The organism is Xanthomonas sp. NCPPB 2922 (genome assembly GCF_041520885.1).
In the GTDB taxonomy this organism is placed as follows: domain Bacteria; phylum Pseudomonadota; class Gammaproteobacteria; order Xanthomonadales; family Xanthomonadaceae; genus Xanthomonas; species Xanthomonas campestris.
Genome location: NZ_JBGOFY010000037.1, coordinates 19739 through 27231, shown reverse-complemented (window position 1 = coordinate 27231; position 7493 = coordinate 19739). Strand labels below are relative to the sequence as shown.

Genomic DNA, 7493 nt, shown 5'->3' with positions numbered 1-7493 from the left:
AGTAGCACAGCTCATGCGCCAGCGCATTCTGCCGCGCAGCAGGCCCGCGGCGTTGCAAGCGCCACGATGGCGGCCGGGCTCGCCACGCGTGCACGCGGCACGGTACAGCCTGCCTGCTGCTGCAACTTGATCGCGGCCCGCCCAACGCCCTCGCCCGCAACCAGGCGCAAGCGGCTCACCGAAACGCTCTTCATCATTTGCAACCGAGCTTAGCGAGAAGCGGGATCGACATGCGTGTTGGCACACTCCAGCACATGGCAACCGCACGCCGCTTGGCTGCTATCGCCATCACAAGGATGTGCCGTGATGACGGGTCATAAGGAATGTCTGTAGCGCCGAAGATTCGATTCCCGGCCGCCTGGCGCCCTCACCGAAACCTACAATCGACAGTCCGCGCCTGGACGTACCCTCACCCCAACCCCTCTCCCGGCGGAAGAGGGGCTTGAGTGCCGCGTCGGTCGTGTCTTCTATGTCCGCCTCGGTGACGCAAGGGCTGACCTGAGGCACCACTGAGTTCATCGAGACCTGTCACGACCGAGAGACGGGTCCCCGCCGCGCTACCGCTCTCAGCGCAGTCGGCAATTCGAAGACCCATACCCAGAACGACAACTTTCTGGCGCACTGGACCGCGCGCATCTATCAAGTCCGCCCGGCCTGGGCCGATACCGCTTCCATGGACAGACTCAGCCTCATTGGACTGGTGCTTGCGATCGTGGCGATCGTGGGCGGCAGCGTGTTGAAAGGTGCCGGCATTTCGTCGCTGTGGTCGCCGGCCGCCTTCGTGATCGTGATCGTCGGCACCGTGGCCGCGATCTTGCTGCATACCTCGCCGGCGGTTTTCCGGCGCGCCTTCAAGATTGTGCGCTGGGTGATCCAGCCGCCGGCCAGCGACCGCGAGCGGCTGCTGGCGCGCATCGTGGAGTGGAGCAATATCGCCCGCCGCCAGGGCCTGCTGGGCCTGGAAGACCAGCTCGGCCGCCAGGACGATGCCTTCCTGCGCAAAGGGCTGCAGATGCTGGTGGATGGCGTGGAGCCCGAATCCATGCGCCACATGCTGGAGATCGAAGTCGACAACCAGGAGCGCCAGGATCTTGCCGCCGCAAAGGTGTTCGAGGGCATGGGCATCTATGCGCCCACGCTGGGCATCATCGGTGCGGTCCTGGGGTTGATGGCGGTGATGAAGAACCTGGCCGACCCCTCCATGCTCGGCCACGGCATCGCTGCCGCGTTCACCGCCACCATCTATGGCATCGCCTCGGCCAATCTGCTGTTCCTGCCGGTGGCCGCCAAGCTCAAGAGCGTCATCCACTGCAGCACCAACGAGCGCGAAATGGCCATCGAAGGGCTGATCGCCATCGCCCAGGGCGAGAACCCGCGCAACATCGAGTCGAAGTTGGCAGGCTACTTGCATTAGAACTTGCCATGGCCCGCCGTCGCAAACATCACGAAGACCATGGCAACCACGAAGCGTGGGCGATTCCGTATGCCGATCTGATGACGCTGCTGCTGGCGTTCTTCGTGGTCATGTACGCCATCTCCTCGCTCAACGAAGGCAAGTACAAGGTGATGGCGCAGGCGCTGACCACCGCCTTCGGTGGCTCCTCCAAGGCCGCAAGCCCCGTGCAGCTGGGCAACACCCAGAGCCTGGGCGCCGACTACGACCGCCCTTCGGTGATCAAGGCCGGCGCGCCGATGGCCGCCTCCAACGGGCCTACCGACCCCACCATCCTGCCGTCGATGGCCGCGCAGATGCGCATGCCGGTGTCGCTGCGCAATCAGGCGCAGCTGGCGCGCGCGCAGCGGCAGATGGATGCGGTGGCGCAGCAGTTGAACAAGACCCTGTCGCCGCTGATCGACAAGCAACTCATCACCATCCGCCGCCGCGATCTGTGGATCGAGGTGGAGATCAACAGCGACATCCTGTTCGTCACCGGCTCTGCGCTGCTGGCCGGGAGCGCACGCGGCACCCTGTCCACCCTCGCCTCGGTGCTGCGCGATGCGCCCAACGGCGTGCGCGTGGAGGGCTATACCGATAACCAGCCGATCGCCACCGCGCAGTTCCCCTCCAACTGGGAACTGTCGGCCGCGCGTGCCGCCAGCGTGGTGCACCTGTTTGCCGACGACGGCGTTGCCCCGCAGCGATTGGCGATGGTGGGCTATGGAGAATTCCGCGCACGTGCCGATAACAGCACTGAGGCGGGACGGAATGCGAACCGGCGTGTGGTGTTGATCATCCTCGCTGATTCGGCTGGCTCACTCGCACCCGATCCGCCATCGCAGATGCATGCGACCGCCGCCGGGGCGCCGAAGCTTCCCAAGTCTGACGGCGGCCAAACGGCCGTCACCACCGAAAGCGGCACAAGTTCCGTCCCCGCCGTAATTCAAGGAGTGCAGTGAGATGCGTATCTGGGCAATCGCCAACCAAAAGGGCGGCGTGGGCAAGACCACCACGACGCTGGCACTGGGTCGCGGCCTGGCCGCGCTCGGGCACCGGGTGCTGTTGGTCGACCTCGATCCGCACTCGTCACTCACCCGCGCGTTCGGCGTGGCGGTGGACCCGCCGCCGCGCGGCGTGTTGGACCTGTTCGGCACCCCGCCGAGCGACCTGGCCAGCCTGGCGCACGAAAGCGCCATCCCCGGCCTGTCCTACGTGTGCGCACAGGCCGCCCTGGCCACGCTGGAGCGCCGCAGCGCCAACCAGCCTGGCCTGGGCCTGGCCCTGCAGAACGCCATGGCCCGGCATGCCGGCCAGCACGACTACATCCTGCTCGACTGCCCGCCTACGCTGGGCCTGTTGATGATCAACGCGCTGGCCGCCTGCGACCGCGTGGTGGTGCCGACCCAGGCCGAACCGCTCGCCTTGCACGGCCTGGCCAGCATGGTGCGCACCGCCGACATGGTGCAGCGCTCGCGCCGGCGCGACTTGCCGGTGTCGATCCTGCCCACCCTATTCGACCGCCGCACCCGCGCCGGCAACGAAACGCTGAAAGAAATGCAGACCACCTACGGCCCGGTGGTGTGGGAAGACGCGGTGCCGATGGATACACGCATCTGCAACGCCGCCGCCCTCACCGTGCCGGCCACCACCACCGATTACCAGGGCCGCGGCTTGTCCGCGTATCGCCGCGCGCTGGAATGGGTGCTGGCCGATGACGCGATGCGGATGGAGCAAGCGGCATGAGCAACCACACCGCCAATGGTGAGCTGGACGATTATCTGGAAGGCCTGCTGCACGATGCCGGCGTCGAGATCGACGTGGCCACGGTCACCGCCGTCGCCAGCGCAGCGCCGCTGGCTGCCGAGGCAGACCTCGCGCAGGCCGACGACCTGGCACTGGCGGAACCGCCCGTGCAGGCCACTGCAGCACCGCAGGTGAGCGCCCCGGTGCTCAGCGCCGAAGCGATCGCCGCCGATTTTCTCGCGGAAATGGACGCCGACCCGGCGTTCGGCCCGCCGGTAGTTGCCGCGCCGAGCGCCGACGACATCGCGGCGGATTTCCTGGCCGAGATGGATGCCGACCCGGCCTTCGCGCCGCGCGTGGTGGCCCCCAGTGCCGCCGACATCGCCGCCGACTTCCTGGCCGAAATGGATGCCGACCCCGCCTTCGGCCCGCCGGTGGTGGCTGCGCCGAGCGCCGCAGATATCGCGGCGGATTTCCTCGCCGAGATGGATGCGGACCCCGCCTTCGCCACGGCCGCGCCCAGCGCGTTCATGAGCACTGAAGATCTGATGGCCGAGATGGATGCCGACCCGGCATTCGCCAGCGCAGAACCCAGCGCCGACATGATCGCCGCCGACCTGCTGGCAGAGCTGGATTCGGACCCGGCCTTCGGGCTGGACACCGCGCCGGTGGCCGTCCCCGCACCTGCGCCGCCAAGGCCGGCACCCGCGCCTGCGCGTGCTGCGCCGGCGCCGGTCTACCCCCAGGGCCTGCAGGCACTGCTGGCACCGGGCCAGGCCGAACATATCCACGCCGAGCGCCGTGCCAGCGAGCGCAGTACGCGCTGGCTGCGTCTGCGCTGCGGCGAACAAACCTATGCGCTGGAACTGCTCAAGGTGCAGGAAGTAGTGTTGCCGGTGCCGCTGCTGCCGCTGCGCGGTACGCCCAGCGCCATGCTCGGCATCATGAACCTGCGTGGCCAGGTGGTGCCGGTGATCGACCTGGGCATCCACCTGGGCTCATCGCCGGTGGACATGGACCTGCACACCCGCGTGGTGGTGCTGGAAGAGAACGGCGAAACCATGGGCCTGCGCGTATCGGCGGTGGAAGACGTCACCAGCCTCACCGATCACCAGATCGAGCCGCCGGACAACGCCCGCCTGTGCCGCATTTCCAACAACCTGTTCCGTGGCGTGGCACGCCTGGGCCATCACCCGATGATCCTGCTCGACGCCACCCACCTGCTGCATTAATGCGCGCATGGTGCCGCGCACCAATGCGCCGATTCAACGTTAAAGCTTTCCCGCCCGCCGCCGTTAGTACGCATAGAACCATCCGTTCGGAGCAACAATGAGCACAGTGATATTGGGTGAGGATCTCGGCATCGAGACCAGCGCCGACCTCAAGCAAAAACTGGCTGCAGTCCTGACGCAGGACGGCGAGCTGGTGCTTGACGCCGGCGAAGTCCGGCGCATCCACACCGCAAGCGTGCAGCTGCTCTGCGCTTTCGTGCAGGCCCGCCGCAGTGCGGGGCTGCAGACCGAATTCGATGGCTGCAACGACACTTTTAGAGATGCGGCCCGTCTGCTCGGCGTCACTGACGCGCTCGGACTTTCCGCATCCAATGACAACCTGAAATCTGTGGAGAACGCCGCATGAGCGCACGTATCTTGGTGGTGGACGATTCGGCGTCGATGCGCCAGATGGTCTCTTTCGCCCTCACCTCTGCCGGCTTTGCCGTCGAAGAAGCCGAAGACGGCGCCGTGGCGCTGGGCCGCGCGAAGGGCCAGCGCTTCAATGCGGTGGTGACCGACGTGAACATGCCCAACATGGATGGCATCTCGCTGATCCGCGAACTGCGCCAGCTGCCGGACTACAAGTTCACGCCCATGCTGATGCTGACCACCGAGTCGGCAGCCGACAAGAAATCCGAAGGCAAGGCGGCCGGTGCGACCGGTTGGCTGGTCAAGCCGTTCAATCCCGAACAGCTGATTGCCACCGTCCAGAAAGTCCTGGGTTAACCCTTCCTCGTTTCACGATCGGATTTCACGCCCATGAGCATGGACCTGCAACGTTTCCACGCCACCTTTTTCGAGGAAAGCCGTGAAGGGCTCGACGCGATGGAGGCCGGGCTGCTGTCCCTGGAAGAGGGAAACCGCGACCCGGAAATCATCAACTCGGTGTTCCGCGCCGCGCACTCCATCAAGGGCGGTGCGGCGACCTTCGGCTTTGAAGCCGTCGCCGGCCTGACCCACGTGCTGGAAACGCTGCTGGACGAGCTGCGCTCCAACAAGCGCCAGCTCGAGCCCAATGCGGTCGACGCCATGCTCGGCTCGGTCGACGTGCTGCGCGCCCTGTTGCGCGAAGCCGAACACGGCACCCCGGCCGACCCGGCTGCGGTCAAGGCCGTGCACACCCGCTTGAACGCGGTGCTCGCCGGCGAAGCGCCGGCCGCCGTGGCCGTCGCCAAGCCGAAGGAAGAAGAACCCGAAGCCTGGCACATCGGCTTTACCCCGGCGCCGTCGCTGTTCATGAGCGGCAACGACCCGCTGCGCATCATCCGCGAGCTGGAGCATCTTGGTCCGCTGCAGATCGCCGCGCGTCTGGAGCGCATGCCGGGCTTTGAGAACATCGACCCGCTGGAAGCCTACCTGGCCTGGGATCTGGGCCTGATCGGCAAGATTCCGCGCAGCAAGATCGAAGACACCTTTGCCTGGGTCGTGGACGACTGCGAGCTGGACATCCGCCCGATGGCGGTGCCCGGCCCGCCGCCGAGCCTGGCCGTGGACGCTGCCGCAAGCAGTGCACCGACCGCCGTGGCCGCTGCTCCGGCTGCCGCCGCTGCAGAACCTGCTGCTGCGGCCGCCACGCCTGCCAAGGCCGCCGCTGCCGAAGCCGAAAGCTCCATCCGCGTCAGCGTCGACAAGGTCGATGCGCTGATCAACCTGGTCGGCGAACTGGTGATTACGCAGGCCATGCTCAAGCAGGTCTCCACCGGCCTGGACCCGGCGCATGCCGAACAGTTGTTTGCCGGCCTGGATCTGCTCGAACGCAACACCCGCGATCTGCAGGAAGCAGTCATCGGCGTGCGCATGCTCCCCGTGGACGCGGTGTTCCGCCGCTTCCCGCGTCTGGTGCGCGACCTCTCCAGCCGCCTCGGCAAGCAGGTGCGTCTGCGCACGATTGGCGAAAGCACGGAACTGGACAAGGGCTTGATCGAAAAGATTGCCGATCCGTTGGTGCACCTGGTGCGCAACTCGATCGACCATGGTCTGGAAATGCCCGATGCGCGCCGCGCCTCCGGCAAGGACGAAACCGGCACCATCACCCTGGCGGCATCGCACCAGGGCGGTCACATCGTGATCGAAGTCAGCGACGACGGCCGTGGCCTCAATCGCGCCAAGATCCTGGAAAAAGCGGCCGAACGCGGCATTGCCGTGCCGGACAACCCGACTGATTCGCAGGTGTGGGATTTGATCTTCGCACCGGGCTTCTCCACCGCCGATGCCGTCACCGACCTGTCCGGTCGTGGCGTGGGCATGGACGTGGTCCGTCGCAACATCCAGGGCCTGGGTGGCGAAGTGCAGCTGGAAAGCAACGCCGGCAGCGGGACTCGCGTGCTGATCCGTCTGCCGCTGACCCTGGCCATCCTGGACGGCATGACCGTGTCGGTTGCCGGCGAAACCCTGATCCTGCCGCTGTCCTACGTGCTCGAAGCGCTGCAGCCGGCGCCGGAAGATGTCCGCTCGATGGCCGGTGACGGCCGGGTGCTGCGGGTCCGGGGCGAGTATCTGCCGATCCTGTCGCTCACCAATTACTACGGTTTCGGCGGACAACAGTCCTCCAAGGAATCGCTGGTGGTGGTTGTCGAAGGCGACGGCCAGAAGATCGCGCTGGAAGTGGACGAACTGCTCGGTCAGCAGCAGGTCGTGGTCAAGAACATCGAGAACAACTACCGCCGGATTCCGGGCGTCTCCGGCGCCACCATCCTCGGCGATGGTCGCGTCTCGCTGATCGTGGACATCGGTGGCCTGGTGCGCTCGCTGAAGGTGCCGCAGGCCGCGTAATGCAGTCGCCGCGGCGTGGATGCCGCGGCAGTAAGGCTCCACCACGCCATCGCTGCACGATGTGCGCCGGAGCGATCGCCGGCAGTCTGGGGACTGCCGGCATCCGTAACACCCGTTCGGCCCACGACGACCGACGGTAGATCCTGGCCCTTTGTCCGGATCGTCTGTGTAGCGCCGCTTCCAAAGCGGCCAATACGCTCAAGCCCCGGCAGCGATGTCGGGGCTTTTGTTTGCGCGTGTGCGCTCTTATCGACACTCACGCGTAA

Annotated in this window: 7 protein-coding genes; all 7 read left to right on the top strand. The window is 66.4% G+C overall.

The genetic code is table 11. From position 1 onward, the window contains the following. The first annotated feature begins 673 nt into the window (after positions 1-673). The 7 genes from ACD584_RS21425 (at position 674) to ACD584_RS21395 (ending at position 7227) form a co-directional block, all read left to right on the top strand. Complete coding sequence (locus tag ACD584_RS21425) at positions 674-1414, top strand: flagellar motor protein (protein WP_012438311.1); 741 nt, start codon at positions 674-676, stop codon at positions 1412-1414. 8 nt (positions 1415-1422) lie between these two features. After that, positions 1423-2397, top strand: a complete 975-nt coding sequence (motD, locus tag ACD584_RS21420; protein ID WP_076036893.1) for a flagellar motor protein MotD — start codon at positions 1423-1425, stop codon at positions 2395-2397. A 1-nt stretch (position 2398) separates the two neighbouring features. Further along, complete coding sequence (locus tag ACD584_RS21415) at positions 2399-3181, top strand: ParA family protein (RefSeq protein WP_070693146.1); 783 nt, start codon at positions 2399-2401, stop codon at positions 3179-3181. After that, entirely contained in the window at positions 3178-4413 is a 1236-nt protein-coding gene (locus ACD584_RS21410; protein ID WP_076036892.1) for a chemotaxis protein CheW, read from the top strand. Before ACD584_RS21415 ends, ACD584_RS21410 begins: the two co-directional genes overlap by 4 nt. Positions 4414-4510: 97 nt before the next feature. Continuing rightward, a complete protein-coding gene (locus tag ACD584_RS21405; RefSeq protein ID WP_011037055.1) occupies positions 4511-4819 on the top strand; it encodes a lipid asymmetry maintenance protein MlaB in 309 nt (102 codons plus the stop codon). After that, a complete protein-coding gene (locus ACD584_RS21400; RefSeq protein WP_002806565.1) occupies positions 4816-5181 on the top strand; it encodes a response regulator in 366 nt (121 codons plus the stop codon). The genes ACD584_RS21405 and ACD584_RS21400 overlap by 4 nt, the downstream gene beginning before the upstream one ends. A gap of 33 nt (positions 5182-5214) precedes the next feature. Next, positions 5215-7227 (top strand): chemotaxis protein CheA, encoded by a 2013-nt coding sequence (locus ACD584_RS21395; protein ID WP_076036891.1) that lies wholly within the window; start codon positions 5215-5217, stop codon positions 7225-7227. Positions 7228-7493: the final 266 nt, after the last annotated feature.

What these genes read in the sequence shown, in the direction of transcription:
- ACD584_RS21425 (WP_012438311.1), top strand. Translation starts at nt 674, where the DNA reads ATGGACAGACTCAGCCTCATTGGACTGGTGCTTGCGATCGTGGCGATC.
- motD (WP_076036893.1), top strand. Translation starts at nt 1,423, where the DNA reads ATGGCCCGCCGTCGCAAACATCACGAAGACCATGGCAACCACGAAGCG.
- ACD584_RS21415 (WP_070693146.1), top strand. Translation starts at nt 2,399, where the DNA reads ATGCGTATCTGGGCAATCGCCAACCAAAAGGGCGGCGTGGGCAAGACC.
- ACD584_RS21410 (WP_076036892.1), top strand. Translation starts at nt 3,178, where the DNA reads ATGAGCAACCACACCGCCAATGGTGAGCTGGACGATTATCTGGAAGGC.
- ACD584_RS21405 (WP_011037055.1), top strand. Translation starts at nt 4,511, where the DNA reads ATGAGCACAGTGATATTGGGTGAGGATCTCGGCATCGAGACCAGCGCC.
- ACD584_RS21400 (WP_002806565.1), top strand. Translation starts at nt 4,816, where the DNA reads ATGAGCGCACGTATCTTGGTGGTGGACGATTCGGCGTCGATGCGCCAG.
- ACD584_RS21395 (WP_076036891.1), top strand. Translation starts at nt 5,215, where the DNA reads ATGAGCATGGACCTGCAACGTTTCCACGCCACCTTTTTCGAGGAAAGC.